This is a genomic window from Nocardia sp. CA-120079 (assembly GCF_050955745.1).
Lineage (GTDB): Bacteria > Actinomycetota > Actinomycetes > Mycobacteriales > Mycobacteriaceae > Nocardia.
In genome coordinates this window covers 2,153,813-2,173,450 of record NZ_CP192088.1, presented here as the reverse complement: position 1 = coordinate 2,173,450, position 19,638 = coordinate 2,153,813, and the positions used below count along the sequence as shown (strand labels likewise).

The 19,638-nt window shown below is 65.4% G+C and carries 20 protein-coding genes and 1 pseudogene; 7 read left to right on the top strand and 14 right to left on the bottom strand.

Annotated features, from left to right (window positions below):
* Positions 1-10: 10 nt before the first annotated feature.
* On the bottom strand, positions 11-1,357 hold the full coding sequence (locus ACQPYR_RS10070; RefSeq protein WP_433630344.1) for an N-acetylmuramoyl-L-alanine amidase: 1,347 nt from the start codon (positions 1,355-1,357) through the stop codon (positions 11-13).
* Positions 1,358-1,564: 207 nt separating this feature from the next.
* Positions 1,565-2,044: a sigma-70 family RNA polymerase sigma factor gene (locus ACQPYR_RS10065; protein ID WP_433601907.1), complete on the bottom strand. Its 480-nt coding sequence runs from the start codon at positions 2,042-2,044 to the stop codon at positions 1,565-1,567.
* A 265-nt stretch (positions 2,045-2,309) separates the two neighbouring features.
* On the opposite strand from ACQPYR_RS10065, the gene ACQPYR_RS10060 reads away from it, so the two are divergent.
* From ACQPYR_RS10060 to ACQPYR_RS10045, 4 genes are all read left to right on the top strand, one after another.
* Positions 2,310-2,675 (top strand): hypothetical protein, encoded by a 366-nt coding sequence (locus ACQPYR_RS10060; RefSeq protein ID WP_387289550.1) that lies wholly within the window; start codon positions 2,310-2,312, stop codon positions 2,673-2,675.
* Positions 2,676-2,730: 55 nt separating this feature from the next.
* The gene (locus ACQPYR_RS10055) at positions 2,731-3,480 is read left to right on the top strand and encodes an SDR family oxidoreductase (protein WP_433630341.1); all 750 of its coding nucleotides are present in this window, start codon (positions 2,731-2,733) and stop codon (positions 3,478-3,480) included.
* A gap of 61 nt (positions 3,481-3,541) precedes the next feature.
* Positions 3,542-4,744 carry an MFS transporter gene (locus ACQPYR_RS10050; RefSeq protein ID WP_433630339.1) on the top strand — a complete coding sequence of 401 codons (1,203 nt, stop codon included), beginning with the start codon at positions 3,542-3,544 and terminating at the stop codon, positions 4,742-4,744.
* Positions 4,745-4,748: 4 nt separating this feature from the next.
* The gene (locus ACQPYR_RS10045; protein ID WP_040693984.1) at positions 4,749-5,150 is read left to right on the top strand and encodes a PaaI family thioesterase; all 402 of its coding nucleotides are present in this window, start codon (positions 4,749-4,751) and stop codon (positions 5,148-5,150) included.
* Positions 5,151-5,154: 4 nt separating this feature from the next.
* Here the strand turns inward: ACQPYR_RS10045 and ACQPYR_RS10040 are convergent, their stop codons facing one another.
* Complete coding sequence (locus tag ACQPYR_RS10040; protein ID WP_433630336.1) at positions 5,155-6,012, bottom strand: cyclopropane mycolic acid synthase family methyltransferase; 858 nt, start codon at positions 6,010-6,012, stop codon at positions 5,155-5,157.
* 413 nt (positions 6,013-6,425) lie between these two features.
* Here ACQPYR_RS10040 and ACQPYR_RS10035 point away from each other — a divergent pair.
* Positions 6,426-7,526, top strand: a pseudogene (locus tag ACQPYR_RS10035) (transcription termination factor Rho, short form); the annotation flags it as partial.
* A gap of 137 nt (positions 7,527-7,663) precedes the next feature.
* Here ACQPYR_RS10035 and ACQPYR_RS10030 read toward each other — a convergent pair.
* From ACQPYR_RS10030 to ACQPYR_RS10020, 3 genes are all read right to left on the bottom strand, one after another.
* On the bottom strand, positions 7,664-8,422 hold the full coding sequence (locus ACQPYR_RS10030) for a dienelactone hydrolase family protein (RefSeq protein ID WP_433630334.1): 759 nt from the start codon (positions 8,420-8,422) through the stop codon (positions 7,664-7,666).
* Positions 8,423-8,431: 9 nt separating this feature from the next.
* Positions 8,432-8,941, bottom strand: a complete 510-nt coding sequence (locus ACQPYR_RS10025; RefSeq protein WP_433630331.1) for a hypothetical protein — start codon at positions 8,939-8,941, stop codon at positions 8,432-8,434.
* A 300-nt stretch (positions 8,942-9,241) separates the two neighbouring features.
* Complete coding sequence (locus tag ACQPYR_RS10020) at positions 9,242-9,679, bottom strand: DoxX family protein (RefSeq protein ID WP_433630329.1); 438 nt, start codon at positions 9,677-9,679, stop codon at positions 9,242-9,244.
* A 99-nt stretch (positions 9,680-9,778) separates the two neighbouring features.
* Between ACQPYR_RS10020 and ACQPYR_RS10015 the strand changes: the two genes are divergently transcribed.
* Both ACQPYR_RS10015 and ACQPYR_RS10010 read left to right on the top strand, forming a co-directional pair.
* Positions 9,779-10,348: a TetR/AcrR family transcriptional regulator gene (locus tag ACQPYR_RS10015; RefSeq protein ID WP_433630327.1), complete on the top strand. Its 570-nt coding sequence runs from the start codon at positions 9,779-9,781 to the stop codon at positions 10,346-10,348.
* A 37-nt stretch (positions 10,349-10,385) separates the two neighbouring features.
* The gene (locus ACQPYR_RS10010; RefSeq protein WP_433630325.1) at positions 10,386-10,739 is read left to right on the top strand and encodes a hypothetical protein; all 354 of its coding nucleotides are present in this window, start codon (positions 10,386-10,388) and stop codon (positions 10,737-10,739) included.
* A gap of 145 nt (positions 10,740-10,884) precedes the next feature.
* Here ACQPYR_RS10010 and ACQPYR_RS10005 read toward each other — a convergent pair whose 3' ends face one another.
* The 8 genes from ACQPYR_RS10005 to ACQPYR_RS09970 form a co-directional block, all read right to left on the bottom strand.
* Complete coding sequence (locus ACQPYR_RS10005) at positions 10,885-11,109, bottom strand: nuclear transport factor 2 family protein (RefSeq protein ID WP_433630323.1); 225 nt, start codon at positions 11,107-11,109, stop codon at positions 10,885-10,887.
* Positions 11,110-11,275: 166 nt separating this feature from the next.
* Positions 11,276-11,884, bottom strand: coding sequence for an isopentenyl-diphosphate Delta-isomerase (gene idi, locus ACQPYR_RS10000; RefSeq protein ID WP_433630321.1), 609 nt, complete (start codon positions 11,882-11,884; stop codon positions 11,276-11,278).
* A 34-nt stretch (positions 11,885-11,918) separates the two neighbouring features.
* Entirely contained in the window at positions 11,919-12,932 is a 1,014-nt protein-coding gene (locus ACQPYR_RS09995; RefSeq protein ID WP_433630319.1) for a UbiA family prenyltransferase, read from the bottom strand.
* Entirely contained in the window at positions 12,932-13,744 is an 813-nt protein-coding gene (locus ACQPYR_RS09990) for an SDR family oxidoreductase (protein ID WP_433630316.1), read from the bottom strand. Before ACQPYR_RS09990 ends, ACQPYR_RS09995 begins: the two co-directional genes overlap by 1 nt.
* Before the next feature lie 2 nt (positions 13,745-13,746).
* A complete protein-coding gene (locus tag ACQPYR_RS09985; RefSeq protein ID WP_433630314.1) occupies positions 13,747-14,712 on the bottom strand; it encodes a DUF1702 family protein in 966 nt (321 codons plus the stop codon).
* Positions 14,713-14,749: 37 nt separating this feature from the next.
* Positions 14,750-16,237, bottom strand: coding sequence for a hypothetical protein (locus ACQPYR_RS09980; RefSeq protein WP_433630311.1), 1,488 nt, complete (start codon positions 16,235-16,237; stop codon positions 14,750-14,752).
* Entirely contained in the window at positions 16,234-18,243 is a 2,010-nt protein-coding gene (locus tag ACQPYR_RS09975; RefSeq protein WP_433630309.1) for a CRTAC1 family protein, read from the bottom strand. The genes ACQPYR_RS09980 and ACQPYR_RS09975 overlap by 4 nt, the downstream gene beginning before the upstream one ends.
* On the bottom strand, positions 18,240-19,634 hold the full coding sequence (locus tag ACQPYR_RS09970; RefSeq protein WP_433630307.1) for an aminotransferase class I/II-fold pyridoxal phosphate-dependent enzyme: 1,395 nt from the start codon (positions 19,632-19,634) through the stop codon (positions 18,240-18,242). Before ACQPYR_RS09970 ends, ACQPYR_RS09975 begins: the two co-directional genes overlap by 4 nt.
* Positions 19,635-19,638 lie beyond the last annotated feature (4 nt).

Sequence of the window (19,638 nt, the reverse complement as noted above, 5' to 3'; positions counted from 1 at the left end):
CGAGACGGTGTTACTTGGTCGGGCCGAGCAGGGTGCTGGCCAAGGTGTAGGCGAAGTTGATCAGCTCCGAGGTGATCACCGTGTTGTCCATGCCGAGGGACTTCGCCAGCGGGAGCATCAGTTGCATGATCGTGCCGACCAAGGCCGGCAGGGTAGCTGTCGTGCTCGGCACGGTCTGGCCCGGCGACAACTGAGAACCGGGCGACTGCGGGCTATTCGGCAATAGCCCGAAACCCTGCGACTGTGGCGTGTTGGGCGAGAGCCCGTAGCGCTGTGGTGAACCCGCTTGCGGAGTGCTGGGCGACTGCGCCGATCCCGGTGTCTGCGGATCGGGCGTGCTCGGCACCTGCGCGTAGCCCGGTGCCTGGCTGTACCCCGGCGGCGGAGTCGATGATGCGGGTGCGGTCGGCCCCGTGGAATTCGGGGCCACCGCGGGTTCGGGAACGGCCTGCGGCTGCGGGATAGCCGAAGCCTGCGCTCCACCAGGAGCGTGCTGTGCAGCGGGAGCCTGTGGATCGGTCGACCCGGTCTGCGCCGGAACCGTCCCCTGCGCTGCCGTCGACTGCTGCGGTGCGCCGAGCAAGAAGCCCACCAGGCCGGTCGTTATGGCCAGAGCGTGTTTGACCTGACCCTCCGGACTCTCCAGCAGTGCGGCGTCCTCGACATTGGCGCCATTGCCCATTTCGATGAAAACGTCGGGCACGGTGGTCAGTGCGGGACCGGCCACATCCGCGCGGGTCTGCAGACCGTCTTGCGCGCCCGCGTAATTCGCGGCCGGGAATCCGGCCTCGAGATACGCGTCGCGCACCGCCTTCGTCGCCGCGAGACCGGGTCCGGACTGGATCTGATCGGCCTTCGGATCCGGGATCGGCAGCTGCGGCACGATCAGATGGAAGCCGCGGTCCTGCGCCGGCGCACCATCGGCGTGGATGCTCACCGCGACATCGGCGCCGGAGGCATTGGCGGCCCGCGCGCGTTCATCGACGCAGCCGCCCCATCCGGAGTCGTCCTGACGGCTGAGTACCACCTTGGCGCCCAGATCCTGCAGGGCGGCCCGGACCAGGTCGGCGACCTTCCAGTTGATGGTGTGCTCCGGCACGCCGTTGACCGTGGTCATGCCGGTGGTCTGGCAGTCCTTCGTGCCGCCGCGACCGTTGCTCACTTGCGTTGCCAAATTCTCGGCGTGGTTGGGCCCCTGATGACCCGGGTCCAGGAATATCGTCTTGCCTGCGAGTTTCGTGGACATATCCGGCGCTGCCGGATCGGCGATCGCGGCCGGGGCCAGCCCCGACAGCGTCACCACCACGGCGGCCGTGACGGCGCCGCAGATACCGGTGCTGATGATGCTTGGCTTCATGTGCGGTGTCGGTGCCCCGGGACGGAGCACCCCTCCCTTCCCACTAGTAACACCAAACCCAGTGGTTCACTCTGGCAACGTCAGCACCAGCAAAGCAAGCTACGTTATCGAAATGTTATCGATACGCTCGAGCGTATTCCCCCTGATCAGACGACCAAAATGCGGCTCACACCGCCGTGAAACGGGGATTGCCAGCCGGATGCGGGCTCAGGCCCCGATCGGCAAGCGGCGCAACGACCGCAGCGCATAGTGCACCCGGGTCTTGACCGTGCCGACCGGGACGCCGAAGTCATCGGCCACCTCTTGATAGGCCCGGTCCCGCAGGATCACCTCCACCACGGCTGTGCGCTGCAGTTCGGGCAGCCTGGCGAGTAGATCGGCGACGAGCAGACCGTCGACGAGACGTTCGGCGAAGTCCGGATTCGCGAAGCGGACATCGCTGAGCTCGGTGATCTCATCCCATCCGGTATCGGCGGGCCGGGCGGCGCGGGCGCGGGCGATATCGATCATGACGTTGCGTTCGATGGCGAGCAGCCAGGTGCGCACCGTGCCTTTGCGTTCATCGAACCCCGAGCACGAACGCCAGGCTCGCAGCAACGTCTCCTGCACCGCGTGTTCGGCGAGGCCCGAATCGCCGAGTCCGCGCATGGCGCGCCAATGCAGTAGCGCCCGGTCCGCGGCTAGCACGGAGGCGAGCCCGTCGTCGGTACAGAGCCCAGCACATGCCACCCCGCAAGTCGACCGCCTGCCCGCGACATCGACCACCGGACAAATACCACTCATATAAGGGATATCGCGGGAATCGAGGCGAGTGGAATCACGCCCGAGGCGGAATCTGGCGATTCCACCGAAATCGACCACTGAGTCTGGTAGACCTTGCCCCCGGAGATACGGGGATCTCCGCAGGTCAGCCGCCAGTGGCGGCCAGAGCACAATTCGAGGAGACAGCAGTATGCGTGCAAGCACGCTCGTGATCGCGGGGGCAATGGCGTCCACCGTGACACTGCTGGGCACCGGCACCGCGGCCGCCCAGCCCAGCAACACCATAACCGAGGATGGTGTCTACCTGGTCGGCGTCGACATCTTCCCCGGTACCTGGGAGGGCCAGGGCACCCCCGACCCAGCGGTCGGCTGCGACTGGCGGCGGCTGCGCAAGGTCGAAGGCGATAACACCGATCAGCACTACATCATCAATAACGACTTCACCAGAAACCGTCCGGTCCGTGCCGAGATCGCGCCGACCGATGTCGCCTTCAAGACGGTGAACTGCGGCGCCTGGCACATGGTGCCACCGAGCACGGGCTCATTCGGCGGCTGAGTCGAACACCACTCCGATATTGACTCGCGTTCAGTAGCCGCTATGGTTCGCAACCATGACGCGGAGCAAAATCCTGATCACCGGCGCGAGCGCCGGACTCGGTGCGGCCATGGCGCGAGATTTTGCCGCCATGGGCCGTGACCTCGCTCTATGCGCCCGGCGCCTGGACGCGCTCGAGGCCCTGCGCGACGAACTCACCGCCGCGCACCCGGGCATTACCGTCGCGGTCCGCGCGCTCGACGTCGATGACCATTCGGCCGTCCCACGGGTTTTCGCGGAACTGCGCGATGAACTCGGCGGAGTGGACCGGGTGATCGTCAATGCCGGCATCGGCAAGGGCGCGCGGATCGGCACCGGCCGCGCGGATGCCAATATCGCCACGGCCACCACCAATTTCGTCAGCGCCCTCGCCCAGACCGAGGCGGCACTGGAGATCTTTCGTGCCCAGGAGTCGGGGCATCTGGTGCTGGTGTCGTCGATGAGCGCGGTGCGCGGCCTGCCGGGCAAGAAGGCCGCATATTCCGCGAGCAAGGCCGGACTGGCCGCGCTCGGTGAGGCGCTCACCGTCGAATTCGCCAATTCACCGATCGCGGTGACCACACTGCTTCCCGGATTCATCGCCACCGATATGGCGGCGAAGGCCGGTGACGCACGCATGGTCACGCCATTGGCGAAGGGCGTCGCGGCGATGGTGCGGGCGATCGAGCGCGAGAAGATTCGCGCCTGCGTTCCGGGATGGCCGTGGCGGCTCATCGATGTGGTGCTGCCGCATCTGCCCGGCGCGGTCGTCACTCGGATGAGCTGAGCGCATTACGAGGGCCCGAACCCGCCAGAAGTCGACGGGCGGGATTGCTGGACTGGAGCGCATGTCCACAGCTCTTGCGCCCTCCCCCAGCACCGTCGCCCGGCCGCCGCTGATCCGGTGGCTCGGCGTCGTCGCCGTGATGCTCGGCATCTTCTCGATCGTGACCACCGAGATTCTGCCGATCGGCCTGCTGACCTCGATCGGAGCCGATTTCACGATCTCCGACGGCATGGCGGGGCTGATGATGACCCTGCCCGGTCTGCTGGCCGCGATCGCCGCGCCGCTGGTGACCGTCGCTGCCGCGCGGATCGATCGCCGACTGTTGCTGTGCGGCTGCACGTTATTGCTGGTGATCGCCAATGCGGTGGCCGCGCTCGCACCGGAGTTCTGGGTGGTGCTGGCCTCCCGCGTGCTGATCGGGTTCACCATCGGCGGCTACTGGTCGATCGCGGCCGGACTGGCCGGCCGATTGGTGCCGCCGGAGTCGGTGCACCGGGCGACCGCGGTGATCTTCTCCTCCGTTCCACTCGGCTCGGTGCTCGGCGTGCCCGCGGGCACCTTCGTCGGCAATGTCGCGGGCTGGCGGGCCGCGTTCGTGGTCTTGGGCCTGCTGTCCGCCGTGGTGCTGGTGCTGCTCGCGGTCGCACTGCCCGCGCTACCCGCTGAACATGCCCTTCTCCTGACCACGCTGCGCATCGGTCTGCGCGGTCCGGGTATTCGAATCGCTTTGCTGGCAACGTTTTTCGTGGTGATCGCACAGTTCGGCACCTACACCTATGTCACGCCGTTCCTGGAGCAGGTCACCGAGGTGAGTGCGGGCACGATCACGGTGCTGCTGCTGATCTACGGCGTGGCCGGTGTTGCCGGGAACTTCCTCGGGGGCGCCCTGCTCGGCCGTCCCCGGCTCGCGCTCGGCTTCGCGGCGAGTGCGATGGCGGCCGCGATGCTGCTGCTGCCGTTGTTGGGGCGCTGGGAGTTCGGTGCGACCGCGCTGCTCATCGTGTGGGGTATCGGATACGGCGGTGTGCCGGTGGTGCTGCAGACCTGGTTCGCCGATGCGCTGCCCGATGCGCCGGAGGTGGCGTCGGTGCTGTTCACCGCCTCGTTCCAGGCGACCTTCTGTGTCGGTGCGCTGGTCGGCGGGGTGATCGTGGATCGGACATCGGCCGGGACGGTGCTGCTCTGCGGCGGTGCGACCGTACTGCTCGTATTGCTGATTACCTCGGGGGTAATCGACGCGCGCCGGGTGCATCGGGCAGGCTGACTTCATGATCGATGAAGTGGGCACCAAGCTCTTTCACCAGTCCATGCCGTTCACCGAGCGTCTCGGAGTCGAGGTGCTCGAACACGGGACCGAATTGGTGCGCAGTCGGATCGCCTGGGACGAATCGTTGTGCACGCTGGGCGGAGTGCTGCACGGCGGGGTGCTGATGTCGCTCGCCGATGGCACCGCCGCGGTGTGTGCGTTCCTGAATCTGCCCGAGGGCAAGCAGGGCACGACGACGGTCGAATCCAAGACGAACTTCCTGCGAGCCGTGCGTTCCGGCTATGCGACCGCGACGGCGCGGCCGCTGCACGCGGGACGGTCGTTCATCGTGGTGGAGACCGAAATCCGTGATGACGCGGACAAACTCGTCGCCAAGGTGACCCAGACCCAAGCCGTCCTCTGATCCCTCACTTCGCCAATGTGAACTGCATGACATCGATGTGCCCGCTGCGGAAGTACCGGGCACATCCGGTGAGGTACTTCAAATATCTGGCGTAGACCTCCTCCGAGGCGATCCGCACCGCCTCGTCGTGCTGGTCCGCCAGCGCGTGCGCCCACTGATCCAGCGTGCGTGCGTAATGCATCCGCAGCGGCTGGATCCACTCGGTGCCGAATCCGGCCTGCCCGGCCAGGCGGGTGACCTCGGCGGGCTGGGGCAGCTGCCCGCCGGGGAAGATCTCGCGCCTGATGAAGATGTGGAAAAGCGCGGCCTCCCTGGTCACCGGAATATTCATGCGACGCAGGTCGTTGAGGGTATGGCCGATGATCGTATGCAGCAGCATCCGGCCATCGGGCGGGAGCATGCGGTAGCAGCGCTCGAAAAATACCGGGTACCGCTCGCGGCGGAAATGTTCGAACGCACCGATGCTGACGATCCGGTCCACACCCCCGTCGAACTCCTCCCAGCCCTGCAGCCGGATCTCGACGCCCGCCACACCGCGCCGACCGATCTCCGAGCGGACGTGCTCGTACTGATTGCGGCTCAAGGTCAGCCCGACGACTTTCACGCCATAGCGCTCGACCGCACGGAACATCGTTGCGCCCCAACCGCACCCGATATCGAGCAGGGTCATCCCCGGTCGCAGGTCCAGTTTGCCGAGCGCGAGATCGATCTTGGCGAGTTGGGCTTGTTCGAGGGTCATATCGTCGCGCTCGAAGTAGGCGCAGCTGTAGGTCATCGACGGGTCGAGGAATAGCCGGTAGAAGTCGTCGGAGACGTCGTAGTGCGATTGGACTTGCTGGTAGAACGGTTCGAGGTCGGCCATTGCAGCTCCTGCCTTCGGTCGGTCCTGGCCGGATATGGACTGATACGAGACACACCGCCGCGCCGTTCGCGTGAGCGGCTACCGATACGGAAACGTGGCCTGCTCCGTTCGCCGTGACCGAGCTGTGACCATTGCGTGCCACCTGTTGGACGATGTATCCTCGGCCCTGTCCTTGTGGATGTTGGTATCCCGGCCGATCAGAGCCGAACTCCCACAAGATTTCTCGACTTCCCGATCACGATGGTGGTCCACCTCGTTCCCGGAGCCCACAGGGACATTCACCGCAGCGCGCCCACTCGCCGCTGCCTCACACGGCCGTTCGCCGTACCCCCATGCAAAGGAAACCCATGAAAGACAACACATTTCCCGTATCACGAGACGGGGACGCGGCGGCCGAGACCGCTCAGCACCCCGTACGATCCGTCAGCGGCATCCTCGATATCGCCGACAATCGCGCCGCCGCCCTCCGGGTCGACGGCTACCTTCCCGGCCCGGACGACGTGCACGTGCCACCCCGGCTCATCCGCGAATTCGGTTTGCGCCGTGGCGATTTCATTGTCGGCACCGCCGAACCCGCACGTAGCGGCAAACTCGATCCGCTGGTCCGCATCGAATCGCTCAACGGTCAGGATCCCGAGCGCGCCCGGCCCAGCTTCGAGGACCTCGTCCCCATCTACCCCAACCAGCGGTTGCGTCTGGAAACCGAACCGCATGCCATGACGACGCGGGTCACCGACCTGGTCATGCCCATCGGCAAGGGCCAGCGCGCACTCGTCGTCGCGCCTCCCAAGGCGGGCAAAACCTCTGTGCTGCAGGCGATCGCGCACGGTATCGCGAAGAACCACCCGGAGTGCGAACTGATGCTCGTACTGGTCGGCGAGCGGCCCGAGGAGGTCACCGATCTGGCCAGGTCGGTACCCGCCGATGTCGCCGCCGCCACCTTCGACCAAACCCCGCGCGAGCAGATCGCATTGGCCGAACTCGCCATCGAACATGCCAAGCGCCTGGCCGAAATGGGCAGGGATGTCGTCGTGCTGCTCGACTCGCTGACTCGCCTCGCCCGCGCGTACAACAACGCCGCACCGTCCTCCGGGCGGGTGCTCTCCGGTGGCGTCGATGCCGCGGCGCTCGCGCCGCCGAAGAAATTCCTCGGCGCCGCACGCAATTTCGAGAACGGCGGCTCGCTCACCATTATCGCCACCGCCCTGGTGGAGACCGGTTCGCTGGCCGACACCGTGATCTTCGAGGAGTACAAGGGCACCGGTAATGCCGAGCTGAAACTGGATCGCGCGACCGCGAGCCGCCGGGTCTTCCCGGCCGTCGATATCGCGCAGTCCAGCACCCGCAAGGACGAATTGCTGCTCACTCCGCATGAATTGGCGGCCACCCAGCTGCTGCGCCGCACCCTCGCCGCAGTGGACGGTCAGCAAGCCACCGACCTACTGCTGGAGGGCCTGCGTCAGGCTCCAACCAATGCGGAATTCCTGGCCCAGCTCGGCGCCAAGCGGCCCTGATCCGCTTGACACGTCTCCATTAAGGCTCCTTTAAGGCCCTGTCAAGCTCTCCGAGGAATATTTATTACAGCCCGATCGGGCCTGTCTTCGGAGGGGGAGACAGGGCCGGTCGGGCTCTCGTCGTATTCGGTTCGGGCTCAGCTCAATTCGGTGGCGAACAGGTCGGCGGTGCGCTGCCACGAATCCTGAGCGGCGGCTTCGTCGTACGGTTCCCGGTCGGGGAAGAAGAAGGCGTGCTTCGCGCACGGGTAAACCACCGATTCGTGCCGCACACCGGCCTGATTCAAGGCCGCCTCGACTTGTTCGCGCTGTTCGGCATCGATGACGTGATCGAGTTCGGCGAAGAACAGCAGCAGCCGCACATCACCCTTGGCGATGTTCTCGGTCACCGCAAGCAGCGGCTCGGGCCTGCTCAGCGCGGTGCCCGCCGTGGTCAGCCAACCGGGGTAGAAGATGGCCGCGGCATCCAGGTCCAGCCGGGTGGCTGCGAAGTAGGCCAGATGGCCGCCGAGGCTGAAGCCGAGCACGCCGGTCTTGTCGGTGGCGCCGCCGTGCTCGCGGGCGTAGGCGATGGCGGCCCGGAAGTCGGCCTCGACACCGTCGCGGGTGAGCTCGCCGAGCAGGCCGAAAGCACGCGTCCGGTTCTCATCGGTCTCGGCCAGTCCCGCAGCCGTTTCCGGACCCGAGCGGTGATAGACGTTCACCACGAAGGCAACATAGCCGAGCTCGGCGACCCGATCGACGATCCGGCGCGCGTCCTCGGTGAGTCCCCACAACTCGGCGCCGACCAGGACGGCCGGAAATGTGCTGTCGCCCTCCGGTCGCGCCAGATAACCGGTCAGCGATGAGCCGTCCACATCGAGGTCGAACTGCCGAGAAACGATCTTGTAGGTCATGGATACAGCCTATGGCCGTTCAGGGTCCGCGGCCTGATTACTCGCGACGAAGCCGCCGCTGATGCCCAGAATCCAGCAGACCACCCGCATCTTGGCGCTGAGGTCACCCGAGCGCAGCTCGTGGATGCCCGAGAGCAGGAAAACGACCATACTGACCGCAAGCGGTGCGGCATAGGCGATCCCGAAGATCGCCGCGGGCCCGTGTGCGCTCAGATCGGCCGGTCGTCCGTTGTCCTGTGCCATCATCCCGGCGAGCAACATGACCACAGTGGCCGCCGCGGCGACGAAACCGCACCGACGCAGCCGCCGCCACACCACTGTCGAATCGGTCTCGGCGAGAATGTATCGGCCTATGACAAACAGGTGCATGGTTGTCATTTCCACGCATCCCAGCGCGAGGACGTAGACCGGACTGGTGACACTCGCCTGGGCGCATCGGTAGCACAGCAGGGCGGCGATGCTCCAGACCAGGTTGCGATTGATGAGCCGATCGATGATGGTGTCCCGCAACAACATCAACCGACCAGCGTAATGGCGCCGACGTAGCCGAGCACCAGCCAGCCGAGTGTCGCGGGAATCAGTGATGACATCGATATCCTCTCGGCGGCGCAACCGTGCCCGTCGGCGGATACCGCTGCGAACTCGGATTGCGCTACGGACCGCTGGCCTCCGCACGCGTCGGGCCGCGCAGCTGTCGCAGGTCGGTACCAAGGGAACTTCGCGGTGCTGCCGATCAGAACCGCAACATGCAACCCGTGTAGCGCTGCACAACAGGCGTCGGCACACCGGAATTCGGTGTGCCGACGCTGGTTTCGCGGATCAGCCGAGCAGGACGAGCGCGCCCGCGCCGAGGAAGATGCCCTGCACGATGGTGCGTAGCGGCAGCGGCATGGTCTTGATGCCGATATCCCCCCGTGCCGCACGGATATTCGCCGGGAACATCACGATCAGCAGCAGGATCAGGCCCCCAGCAGCCAGTTTGGCGACGGGCGGGATCAAAAGACCGATCGCGCCGCCGATTTCGAGCAAGCCTGTGAAAGTCACCCAGCCCGCCGGGTTGGGCAGCCGCGGCGGCACCATGGCGATCAGTGCGCCGCGCTTCGGCTCGACGAAGTGCGCGCTCGAGGTGAGGGCGAACATCGCGGCGAGCCCGAGTGCGGCGGCGTGCGGCCAGGAGTCGAGCCAACCGAGGTTGCCGAGCCAGCCGATGAACCGAGCGAGTCCGGCGATGACGATGAGTACAACCAGCGGTGCCATCAGAGTCTCCTGTGGGTCGAGCACCAAATCTTGACAGTGACTAGATTAGGTCTGAGCGGGAAACTTGTCAATGTCTAGATTTTGGGCGACCATCGAGGCATGGCGAAGAGCAGCTATCACCACGGCGATCTGCGGGCCACCATCCTGGCCGCGGCCGCCGATCAGATCGCGACCGACGGTGTCGACGCGGTATCGCTGCGCGGGCTGGCCCGCCGGGCCGATGTCTCGCACGCGGCCCCCGCGCACCACTTCGGTGATCGCGCGGGGCTATTGACCGCACTCGCGATCGAAGGTTTCGACCTGCTCGCCGAGCAACTGGCCGCGGCCGGACCGGAATTCCGCGAGGTCGCGGTCGCCTACACGCGCTTCGCGCGCGAACATCCCGGCCATTTCGATGTGATGTTCCGGCGCGAACTCCTGCATGCCGACGACGAGCGTTTGGTCGCCGCCCGCACGGCGGCGGGTGCGGCGCTGCGCTCCGGAGTCTCGGTCATGCAGCCCGACAACACCGTTGAGCAGCAACAAGCCACCCGCCTCGCCGCCTGGTCACTGGTCCACGGCTTCGCGGCACTGTGGCGCGAAGGGGCACTACAGGATTCGGCACTCGGTGACAGCTCCGACCCCGAAACCTTAGCCCGCCGGATGATCGCCACCGTCCACTTCGAATGACCACGGCCCGTTCGCCTTTGGCCGTAAATTCTCTGGCATGGATATCCACGCCTATCCCACCGAGGCGAGCACTCCCGTGGATCTCGCCGAGGCACAACGCCTCGCCGACCACTACCTGTCCACCGATGTCGGCATCAGCAACTTGCTCACCGAATTCGACGCGGGGTTCACCGTCGTCGCCATCTTCGCGCCCGCACCGGGCATCGACCCGCACAAACCCCCGCTGCCCCCGACCATCGGCGGTTCGGTCTGCGTCATCGACAAACCCACCGGCGCCATCTCCTACTGGCCCACCTACCCCACCCCCGCCGTCGCCGAACAGTACACGCAGGCAATGCGATCCGGCCGCCTGATCATCGGCGACAGTTGGCCGCAAGACGACGCGAACTAGGTGGTGGTGTCACCTTCGGTAGCTATCGGCTGAGAATGTAATGGTGGCGGCAAACGTCGAGAGCGCCTCTCCATTAGCGCATTCTCGCCCGATACTTCGGTAGTGGTGGCTGTGTCGGCCAGGTCGAGGACGGAGTGGGGGTAGGTTATGCCATCGCATGCTGGATCCAGGTGCAGTCGTCGTGGAAGGGGACGAAGAACTCCAACCAGTGCGCCATGCCCGAGAACGGCATGCCCGGGTACTCCGCAACAACGTCGGGGGTGAACAGCGTCCGAAAGAGGTCCCAGTCGCGCGTGTCGATCGCACGCGCATATGCGTTCTGCAATCGCATCGCTTCGATCGCGATACCGGCCAGCTCGCTGCTCGTCATCTCAGCCTCTCCTGGTACTGCCTATTGCCATCCCAGCGAGGTACCTTATACCCATTTGAATATTTTGGACGCCATTTAGCAGTCTGTCGCAGACTTCCCAGGTAGGACAACGCGCTCTCGGACATATCATTACACTCTTATTGAGTAGAGCGCACTCTGGCGCACGTCAGGAAGACCCACTGACCGAGCCTCTGGTTGAGGGCTTCTTGTTGCCCACATGAGTGAAATCAGCTGCATGCGTGGCGATCTCGAGGACACCCCGCAGCCAAGGAGTATAGGACTCGGGTGCCGTCGAGATACGTCCGAGCAGCTCGGCGGGGTCGGCCCAGGCGCATTCGGAGACCTCGGCCGGGTTGGGGTCGGGTAGGCCGTCGGATATGACGCCGACCAGCACGTGATCCCATTCGTGCTCCACCTGATCCCCGCGTGGGTCGGCGGCCCGATAGCGGTAGATGCCCGCCTCGGTCAACTCGGTGACGGTCAGGTTCAGCTCCTCCATCAGCCGGATCGATGCTGCTGCGACCACATCCTGGCCGGGTGCGGGATGACCACAGCAGGTGTTCGAAAAGCGTTGCGGAAAGCGGGTTTTGACCGCCGACCGGCGCTGCAGCAAGATCCGTCCGGACGCGTCGTACAGCAGTACCGAGAAGGCGCGGTGCAGATACCCGGGCGGGCGGTGTGCCTCGGCCACGGAACGTGATCCGATCGCGCGGCCGTGCTCATCGACCAGTTCGACGAGCAGAGCCTCGCGATCGGAGCGAATCTCGGTGGTCATGATGATCGTGGCTCCGTGGTCTTTCGCGATCCGCTCATCGCCGGCAGAACACCGCGGCAGCCGGAACCACGGCCGCCCAGGCCACGAGCGCGACCATGTATACGAACAGTTTCGCCTGCGATCGGACCAGCGGCATGGCGTCGTCCAGCGGCTTGCCCCAGGTGCCGAGCTGGGTCCAGCCCAGGTAGCCGACAACGATCGACACGCCAACGGCATATACGAGCAATGTCCAGGTAAATCCCACCATGGCGACGACGGACCCCGCCACGAGTGCGGCGCCGACGGTGACCCGCGTCATCGACTCGAACAGCGAGACGCGCAGACCGAGCGCCACCACCGAGGTCCGGAATCCGTGCTCGGTGTCTTCCGGAATGTCTTCGGCGGTGTTCGCGACGAAAACTCCGGTGGTCGTCAGCCCCAAGCCGAGAATGGCGATGAGCGCGGGTATTTCGATCGGCCGGTCGTACAGCCGGAGCACGACAATGCCTGGAAACACCATGGTCATGATGTAGGTCCAGGGGATCTGCCAGAATCCGGCGGCCTTGAAATGCCAAGGTGGCAGCGAATATTCGAGCAACAACAGGGTGCCGACCGGAATGATCAACAGCAGATCGAGATGCCCGGTCGCCACCGCGAGGTAGACGGACCCGACGCCGATGCCCGCGGTGGTGAGGTAGATCTGCCAGGCCACGAATCGCACGCCGAGATCTCGAACCATGCGGGAGAACTTGGATTTGTATTCGACGTCCACCCAGCGATCGGCCAGGCAATTGGCGACGTGCAACAGTTGAATCGCGGCGGCCAGCATTACCGCGGCCACGATCATCGGCGCCGACCAGATCTCAGCGCCGGTGTGCGCGCTGAACAGGACATCGGCCACCATGACCGCACCCGACATCGGCGCGATTTCCGGACGGGTCAGCCACAGCGCATAGTTGATCTTCGTGCGCAGCGGCAGCGGACGCCCCTCCTCGCCGGGGCCCGCGGTGAAGATGCGGCGCAATTGTGCACGCAACGAGGCCGCCCCGCCGCTGACTGTGGTGGACATCAGGTCTGCTCCTGCTGTGCATGTCGACGTGCTCGGGCGATACTGCGGCGGAAGAACGGCCGGGACAGATCCTCCGGAAGATTGGCCCACCGCATGAAGAACGTGGTCAGTGGATCCAGCGTGATGTGGTGGCGGCCCCGCTCCAGCCCACGCACCGCCGCTTCGCCGACCTCGGCAGCGGGCATCGGCTTGATCGAACCGGTAATGGCCTTGGTCTCGGCTGGTTTGCGCAGGTTCTCCCTGGCGAGTCCGGGAGTATCGGTGTCGGCCGGGTACAGCACGGAAACCGTCACCCCGGCGGGCTCGACTTCGTAGCGCAGGCACAGCCCGAGCTGGCGGACGCTCGCCTTGGTCGGCCCGTAGCTCGAATATCCGGGGATGCCGAGGAAGGCCGCCGTCGAACTGGTCAGCAGGACACACCCTTCGCCACGTTCGACCATGCCGGGCAGCACACATCGAATGGCATTGACCGAGCCGAGATAGTTCGCATCGCTCTGGATGCCGAACTCATCGCTGTCGATATCGAGGAACAGTCCGGGCAGAGTGAGACCCGCGCAGCACGCGATCACCGCGCAGGCCCCGTTGCGTTCCTCCAGTTCTTTTACGGCGACCGCCAGTCCCGTTCGGTCGGTGACATCGGCGGTGCGCCAGTCGGCCCCGATCCGCTCGGCGGTGGCGCGCAGCGGCTCCTCCCGCCGGGCGATGACCGAGACACGCGCGCCGCGCATGGCGAACGCGGCAGCCACGGCGGCTCCGATGCCATCGGAGCCGCCGGTGACGATCACATGCTTATCCGTCCAGCGCACAGTCATTTTCAGTTCCCGCCGGGTACGGCGAGCTCACCGAGACGGTCGCGCCAGGCGTGATAACTGGTGGCCGTGCCGTCCGCCGGTATGCCGACGAACGCCTTGTCGATCAGGGCCGCGGCCTCGTCGATGGTGCGGCCGGTATAGGTGCGCACCGCGACCTCGGTGTGCGGGGTGGCGCTGTCGGCCTGCTGCCGGATCTTCGCGACCATGGTCGATCCCGCCGCCAACTGCTGATGGAACTGCGGCACCAGTGACCGAATCGCTTCCAGGTCCGCGACTTCCACACCACCGGCGAAGGTGGTCGCGATGCCGATGCCGTTCCACAGGTCGGCATGCCTGCTCGGGTCGAACTCCGCGATCCGGGCCGCGACACCCTCGACCGAGCCGCCGCCGATGAACCAGAGTGCGCGCCCGATACCCTGATCGGCAGCCCGTTTCAATGGTGCGGTATCGCCCATCCAGGACGGGTACCGCTGGTCGACGTGCCGGCGCTCGATGTATTTCTCGGTGCGGAAGAAGGCGTTGTAGAAGCCGTATCCGTCGATCGCGAGCCAGCGGTACACCGGATGCTTCGGAAAGACCTTCTTCCAAATCGGTTTCGGAATCTTGCCCATCGCAAGACCGACGCCGACGTACATGGTCAGGTCGTGTTTGGCCGCGGGACCGGTGAACAGGTCCGCGGCGCGATGGCTGAACGGGGTGATCGAATCGACGGCCGCGAGACCCGTTGCGGCGCCCTCGAATGCGAAGCCCTGGTACTGCTCGGGCAGCTGTTGGATCTGCTCGATCAACTCCGCGTTGTTCTTACTGCACACCGCGACGTGGATGCTGGTGGACAGGTGGGTGGCGACCCGCTCCAGTTCGGCCGCGGTCGCCGGGCTCGGTGTCGCGAAGCCAGGCCGTTTCAGCGGTTCCTGCTCGATATTCGTGCCGAGCAGGGTGGAGCGAAGTGGTCCGATCAGTGATGGCATATGAACCTCGATTCTGTTGCGGCGGTGTTGGTTTCGGCTATGAGGACCGCGCCGGTTCCTTCTCCGGGCCAACAGCCGCCGGTTCCTTCGACCCTGTTGCGGCCAGCTCTTCCGACTCGACAGCCACCGGCTCAACCGACTCAACTGCCACCAGCACTCCCGACTCAACTACCACTGGCTCGCCCGACTCGACCACCGCCGAATCGCCGGACTCAGCTACCAGCGGCTCACCCGACTCGACCGCCGCCAATTCGTCCGACTCGACCGCCACCAACTCTCCCGATTCGACCACCGCCGAATCACCAGACTCAACCGCCACCGGCTCACCCGATTCAGCTGCCACCAGCTCTCGGGACTCGACCACCACCGACTCACCCGACTCAGCTACCACCGCCAGTTCTGCCGACTCAGCAGCCACCAGCTCCCCGGACTCAGCTACCACCGCCTCACCCGACTCGACCACCACCGACTCACCAGACTCAACCGCCGCCAATTCATCCGACTCAGGTGCCGCCTCCTGGACGTCCACCACAACGACGGTCGCGCGGTTTGCCAGCCACTCCCGAATATTCCGGCTCCACCAGAACATTCCGCGACTCGCGCAGACGAGCACCAGGGCGAAGAACAAGCCGAACGAGACGTGCAGGGCCATCAGCACGCCGTACATCAAACCGACCGAGGCGCCGAAGATGATCTGATCGCGCTTGGCGAACGGTGTCGTCGCCGGGTCGGTGATCATGTAGTTGGTGTAGAGCACGAAGGCGATACCGGTCATCGGCAGCAGCGCCGCGATGATCGAGATATTGCTGTCCAGCAGGCCGCGCACCACCGCCTGCAGCACATACGCACCGAGCCAGGCCATGATCAGCGGTGTCTTCTTGGTCAGCTTGGCGTTGAGCATGGTGCCCGCGCCGAGCAGACCGAGCACGATCAGCGCATCGGCCGGACCCGAGATGTTCTCGACGAAGTGATACGGACCGACCACGGCGATCGTCGGAAAGACCAGCAGCGCAACCACGATCCCGAAGTTCGACGGGTTCATGAAGTGCTTGACCTTGCCGTTGACCTTGGCTCGCAGCACCCACTTCGTGCCGACCGCGACCGTGATGCCGAACATGATCGGCAGGAATTGGTCTGCCGCGTACATCAGGAAGTTGAAGGCCACACCGGTGATGTGCGCGGGCAGCAGGAACACGATCAGCCCGCGAAGTCCGTTGCCCCGGTAGCCCGCCGGGCGGCGATAGGCCCATGCCGCCAGCGTCTCCAGGATCATTTCCACCACGTATGCGGTACCCGCACTGAGGAACGGCCACAGCCACGGCTGTTCGAACCCGAGCCACAGGAAGCCCAGGATATTGAAGATCGTCAGCGAGGCCGCGAAGTTGCGCAGCGCGAGATAGCGCGGATCACGTCCTTCGATATTGACGCCCAACCACTTTCGCCGCCAAGTCTGCACCGGGGTGAGCTCGGAGCCGTTGGTGTTTTCGATGACGGCTGTTCCGTTCGAATGTGCTTGAACACTCACTGGTGCACCTCCCGGGCATCGGAGTCGAGTACGAGGGTGTGTTGCCCCGGTTGCAGCTGCAGCTGCTGGGTGTGCACGCCGCCATGGTTGTCGCGCCACGCGAGTTGCACCGACAGCGCGGTAGTGGGATCGATATCGCCGAGTCCGACGTGGATATCGGTGGACCGCTTACCCGCGTGCCCACTGCCGCCGTCGACCTGTGCCACATGGGTTTTGCCGTCCGGCATCGTCACGGTGACTTCGGCGCCGAGGGCCGCAGACCCGAGCACCGGCTTGCCCGCGACCGTTGTCTCGCCGGCGGCAGCGGTGGTCGGTGGAGTCAACAGTCGCAGGCCGAGGTACTGCCCGGGATGCGGTGCGTCGTTGCGGTAGAAGACCGGCGCTTCCCACTGCCTGGCGACCGCGAAGCTGAGGTTGCCGGTTCCGGTCGAGTCACCGACCGCGATGCCGCGGGTGGGTGTCGCCGCGAAGGTGTCCAGGGCGGGGGAGATATTGGTGAACTTGCCGTTGTCGTCCTGGGCGAAGAAACCGATCCGGTTATTGCCTGCCAGGTCGGATTCCTCGGTGAATTTCGGCCAGGCCCACGGGTACTTGCTGAAGTCGTCGTTCATCGTGGCCATTTCCTGCACCTGCGGCCAACGCGTGCTCGAACCCTTGAACATGCCGTTGGTCTGCACGATCTGTGGTCGGCCGCTGTTGTCGAAGTCGGCGACCTTGGTATCCCAGCACCAGCCGTCCCAGGCGATGCCCTTCTCCACGGCCCGGTTCTTGAACGGGGCGATACCCGACTCCAATTGCGCCGCGGCTTGTTTCGGATCGGCCGCGGTGTTGTAGAAGGCGAGGTTGGCTTCGACGATGCCCCAGCGTTGCGCGATATTGCTGACGAACAGATCGGGCATGCCGTCGCCGTCGAGATCGGCGAAGTCCGCGCCCATGCCCTTGAACGAATCATGGCCGAGCACAAAGGACTTCGGATCCGTCGGGCCACGCTCACCTTCGGCCAGGCCGAAGCTGATGTGTCCCGGTGTCGACTTGTTCACGAACAGGCGATCCGGGCCCATATCGTTGGCGACATACAGCTCGGGTAGTTGATCGCCGGTGAGATCCTGGGTGGCCGAAGCCAGCGTCCAGCCGTTCGCCTTCCCTTCCGGGAGCGCATCGACCACCTCGCGGTACATCGCGGTCGGTTCGGCACCGCCGGTGCCCTGCTGGAAGGTGAGGATGCGGTCGGTCCCCGCATTGGTCGCTTTGGAGAACGATTCGTTCAGGGTCAGGCTGTGCTGACCGTCCGGACCGATGAAATCGCTGTCCGGGAAATAGTTTCCGAGGTAAACATCAGGGTTGCCGTCACCGTCGAAGTCGGCGACGGAGGCGGCCAGGGTGAACCAGCGCGCACCCTGATAGCTGCCGTCCTTGGTGGCAGGCGGCTCCACCATTTCCACCGGCCGGAATGCCTTGTTGTCCAGACGCTTGGCACCCGCACGCGGCAGGTACAGGATGGGCGTGCGGCCGCCGTAGTAAACCATCAGACCGACGCGCCCAGAGTGGTCGAAATCGCCTGGGACACAGCCGGTCGGGGCCATCCGGTCGTCGGTCGGCAGCGGTGCCGGGTCGAGTGCGAACGGTGCGTAGCGGCTGGTGTCGCTGTCCGGCGTCGGCGTCACGATCACCGTATCGGATCGGGAATCGACCAGGCACAGATCATCGGCACGGCCGTTGCCGTCGATATCGTTGATCGCCGCCGCGGAGTTGACCGAGGACATCCAGGCGACGACGTGCTCGTACCGTGGCTCGATATGCCGGATCTTGCGCTCCGGCAGCCCCGGCGGCAGCGCGATCGGCATCTCGGTGAAATGGAACCGGCTCGCCAGCGGACTGTTCGGATCGGTCTCGACCGGGGCGATCATGGCCGAGTGGGCCGGCACGAACAGCACCGCCATCAGCGTCAGTGATGCCAATGGCACCAACGCTTTTCGCAACAGAGAAGAACTGACGGGCAGTTTCACGAGTGGTGACTCTCTTCCGTGGTGAGACCGTCGAACACCGACCGCAGGGTGTCCAATGCGTGATCGAGCTGCGCCTCGGTATGACGGCAGTTGATGAAGAACCGCAATCGCGCCTCGCCCTCAGGGACCACCGGATGTCCGATGGCATTGGCCATCACATTGCGCTCCAGCAGTGCCATCGAGGCGCGCACCGCGGGTTCGTTCGCGCCGGTGATGATCGGGGTGATCGGTGTGGCCTGGCCGTTGCCGGTATCGAAGCCGAGTTCACGGGCTCGGCGATGGAAGTACTCGGCGTTGCGCCGCAGTGCCGCGACGCGTTGCGGCTCGTCGTGCAGCACGGCCAGACCCTCCAGAGCGGCCGCCGCCGCGGACGGCGCGGGTGCGGCCGTGTACATGCTCAGGCCAGCGGCGGAGTATTTGAACCCTTCGACGAGTTCGCGATTGGCCGCCAGGTAGCCGCCGACGCTGCCGAGCGCCTTCGACAGCGTGCCCATCCAGACATCGACGGCATCGCCCGGCAGATCGAACAGCTCGCGCGCGCCGAGCCCGCGCTCACCGAGTACACCGAACGAGTGCGCCTCGTCGATCATGATCGAGCAGTCGTATTTCCTTGCCACCTCGATGATTTCGGGCAGTCGGACCACATCGCCGTCCATGCTGTACACGCCCTCGATCAGCACGAGGGCCCGATCGAAGCTGCGCCGCGACATCGCCAGAATCGCCTCCAGCGACTCGGGATCGTTGTGCCGGAAGGTGACGCGTTTGCAGCCCGCCCACTCGGTACCGGAGACGATGCTGTTGTGGATCAGTGAGTCGCAGACCGCGATATCGCGCTTTCCGAGCAGGAAGGCGACGGCCGCCGCATTGGTGAGGAAGCCACTGGCCGTCACGATGGCGGCCTCGGTGTCGTAGATCCGCGCGAGCTCGCGTTCCAGCTCGCCGTAGAGCGGTAGCTCCCCCGCGACCATCCGGACCGCGGCCGCGGATGTCCCGTAGCGGCCGATCGCGGCAATGGCGGCGGCATGCACGCGCGGCTCGGCGGCCAGATCCAGATAGCCGAAACTGCTGAAGTTCAACAGGTCCCGGTCCGCGAAGCTGGTCACCGCCCCGCTGATGCCGTCGTGCGGCAGATAGTACGGATTGAGCACACCGGCCTCGCGCGTCCAGGCGTCGAAGGCGGCGAACTTCTCGTTGGCCTCGAGCACACCCGGATGATCGCGGAAGGAGGTCTGCAGGTTCGGGCCGCGAGCGGTCCGCATATCGGCCGCACCGCGTTCGGGTCCCGGCGCCGTCGCCGTGCCGGCCCGATTGGTACCGGCACCATTGCCCACATCGTGCTTGGCCATCAGGGCACGGGCGAGCGCACGGGGATCGATGCTCTCAGTTGTCATGCAG

Bases quoted from the DNA above. Each gene is read 5' to 3' on its own strand.
- ACQPYR_RS09985 (WP_433630314.1), bottom strand. From the start codon at position 14,712: ATGCCATCACTGATCGGACCACTTCGCTCCACCCTGCTCGGCACGAAT.
- ACQPYR_RS10020 (WP_433630329.1), bottom strand. From the start codon at position 9,679: ATGGCACCGCTGGTTGTACTCATCGTCATCGCCGGACTCGCTCGGTTC.
- ACQPYR_RS09995 (WP_433630319.1), bottom strand. From the start codon at position 12,932: ATGTCCACCACAGTCAGCGGCGGGGCGGCCTCGTTGCGTGCACAATTG.
- ACQPYR_RS10070 (WP_433630344.1), bottom strand. From the start codon at position 1,357: ATGAAGCCAAGCATCATCAGCACCGGTATCTGCGGCGCCGTCACGGCC.
- ACQPYR_RS10030 (WP_433630334.1), bottom strand. From the start codon at position 8,422: ATGACCTACAAGATCGTTTCTCGGCAGTTCGACCTCGATGTGGACGGC.
- ACQPYR_RS10040 (WP_433630336.1), bottom strand. From the start codon at position 6,012: ATGGCCGACCTCGAACCGTTCTACCAGCAAGTCCAATCGCACTACGAC.
- ACQPYR_RS10045 (WP_040693984.1), top strand. From the start codon at position 4,749: ATGATCGATGAAGTGGGCACCAAGCTCTTTCACCAGTCCATGCCGTTC.
- ACQPYR_RS10055 (WP_433630341.1), top strand. From the start codon at position 2,731: ATGACGCGGAGCAAAATCCTGATCACCGGCGCGAGCGCCGGACTCGGT.
- ACQPYR_RS10010 (WP_433630325.1), top strand. From the start codon at position 10,386: ATGGATATCCACGCCTATCCCACCGAGGCGAGCACTCCCGTGGATCTC.
- ACQPYR_RS09990 (WP_433630316.1), bottom strand. From the start codon at position 13,744: ATGACTGTGCGCTGGACGGATAAGCATGTGATCGTCACCGGCGGCTCC.
- ACQPYR_RS10015 (WP_433630327.1), top strand. From the start codon at position 9,779: ATGGCGAAGAGCAGCTATCACCACGGCGATCTGCGGGCCACCATCCTG.
- ACQPYR_RS10050 (WP_433630339.1), top strand. From the start codon at position 3,542: ATGTCCACAGCTCTTGCGCCCTCCCCCAGCACCGTCGCCCGGCCGCCG.
- ACQPYR_RS10005 (WP_433630323.1), bottom strand. From the start codon at position 11,109: ATGACGAGCAGCGAGCTGGCCGGTATCGCGATCGAAGCGATGCGATTG.
- idi (WP_433630321.1), bottom strand. From the start codon at position 11,884: ATGACCACCGAGATTCGCTCCGATCGCGAGGCTCTGCTCGTCGAACTG.
- ACQPYR_RS09970 (WP_433630307.1), bottom strand. From the start codon at position 19,634: ATGACAACTGAGAGCATCGATCCCCGTGCGCTCGCCCGTGCCCTGATG.
- ACQPYR_RS10060 (WP_387289550.1), top strand. From the start codon at position 2,310: ATGCGTGCAAGCACGCTCGTGATCGCGGGGGCAATGGCGTCCACCGTG.